Source organism: Sphingomonas asaccharolytica NBRC 15499 (assembly GCF_001598355.1).
Lineage (GTDB): Bacteria > Pseudomonadota > Alphaproteobacteria > Sphingomonadales > Sphingomonadaceae > Sphingomonas > Sphingomonas asaccharolytica.
On sequence record NZ_BCYU01000167.1, the window covers coordinates 1 to 2,029 of the forward strand.

Here is a 2,029-nt window from a genome sequence, read left to right on the forward strand (position 1 = left end):
GCCGCCGGCATCGAGCAGCGCCCCCGCCACCGCGCGCAGCGGCGCGCCGGCGGCGGCGTCGCGCAGGCAGGCATCGAGTGCGCCGAATACCGGCAAATGCCGCGCCAGCTGTTCCGCGACCCAGCGGTCGACCCGCGCTTGTACTGCTTTGCGCAGCGCGGGATCGAGCGCTTCGACCGCGCGATCGAGGAGGACGCGCGGCTGGGCGAGATTGGCGCCAGCGGTCAATTCGGCCACGCCGACGCCGCGCCATTCGATCCGCGGGAAGGACAGAGAGAGCTCATCGTCACCCGAGTCAGCCAGTTCGCGACCGCGCTTCGCCAGCTCGGCACCGAGCCTTTTCTCCGCCGCCGCGAGTAGCAGTCTTTTGTCCGCGTGCCGCGCGTCGGCGGCGACAGTGAAGCGGAAGCCTTCCAGCGTGCCGATCGCGTGCTCCTCGACCAGCACCTCGCCTTCCTCGCCGATCACCACCGGCAGCGCGCCGGCATCCTTGCCGATCTGGCGCAGCAATGCGGTCGTGCGCTTGTCGACAAAGCGCTGGGTCAGCGATGCGTGGAGCGCATCCGACAGGCGTTCCTCGACCGAAGCGGTGCGCGCCGCCCAATGCGCCGGGTCGGCCAGCCAGTCGCCGCGATGCGCGATATAGGCCCAGGTGCGGATCGCCGCGATGCGCCCGGCGATCGTCTCGACATCGCCGGTGACGTCGTCGAGCCGCGCGACCTGGTCGGCGAACCAGGGCGCGGCGATATGGCCGTTGCCGGTGCTCAGATAGTCGTAGAGACGTGCGACCAGCCGGGCATGCGGATCGACGCCGAGCTTGCGGAAATCGGGCACGCCGCATGCCGCCCATAACCGGGCGACCTGGCCCGGTGATCGCGCGCGGTCGCGGACGGCGTCGTCCTCGGTCAGCCGCTTGAGCACCGCGAGATCGGTCGCGACCGGCGCCGCGCGCAGCAAGCGATTGTCGGGTTTGGCTTCCAGGCCGGCGATCAGCGCGTCGACCGAATCGCAATCGGGCTCGCCATCGCGCCAATAGAGGAAGTCGAGCCGCGGGAAATGATGGTGCTCGATCGCGTGCACTTCCTCGGGCGTGAACGCCCCCGGGCCGTCTGCGGTCAGCGCGCCGAAACTGCCATCGCGCTGATGCCGCCCGGCGCGCCCGGCAATCTGCGCCATCTCGCTTACCGTCAACCGGCGCTGGCGAGAGCCGTCGAACTTGGTCAGGCTGGCAAAAGCGACATGGTTGACGTCCATGTTGAGCCCCATGCCGATCGCGTCGGTCGCGACGAGATAATCGACCTCGCCGGCCTGGAACATCGCGACCTGGGCGTTGCGCGTGCGCGGGGAGAGCGCGCCCATCACCACCGCCGCGCCGCCGCGCAGGCGGCGGATCATCTCGGCGACGGCATAGACTTCCTCGGCGCTGAACGCGACGATCACCGAGCGCTTGGGCAGCCGCGACAGCTTGCGCGCACCGGCATAGGACAGGGTCGAGAAGCGCGGGCGATTGACGATCTCGGCGTCGGGGACGAGCGCTTTGACCATCGGCCGCAGCGTTTCGGAACCTAGGATCATCGTCTCCTCGCGCCCGCGCGCGCGCAACAGACGGTCGGTGAAGACATGGCCGCGTTCGGGGTCGGCGCCGAGTTGCGCCTCGTCGAGTGCGACGAATGCCAGGTCCTTCTGGAGCGGCATGCTCTCGGCGGTGCACAGGAACCAGCGCGCGTCGGGCGGAACGATGCGTTCCTCGCCGGTGATCAGGGCGACCTGCTTGGGGCCCTTCAGCTTGACGACGCGATCATAGACTTCGCGCGCGAGCAGTCGCAGCGGGAAGCCGATCATCCCGCTCGAATGTCCGCACATCCGCTCGATCGCGAGATGCGTCTTGCCGGTGTTGGTGGGCCCGAGCACCGCGGTGACCGGGGACGAGAACGCACGCATGACGGCCTATAGATCGGCGCGCCGGGCGATCGACGCAAGCGTGACTTGATTGAGCCATGATAGTCGGGCCCCTGGTGCGAGTCCGATT

At 69.0% G+C, this 2,029-nt stretch carries 1 protein-coding gene; it reads right to left on the minus strand.

Translation table 11 applies throughout. The features are described 5' to 3' along the window. Window positions 1-1,941: helicase-related protein (locus SAS01S_RS21860; protein ID WP_066813327.1), on the minus strand; the 1,941-nt coding region annotated here is incomplete at its 3' end. Window positions 1,942-2,029 lie beyond the last annotated feature (88 nt).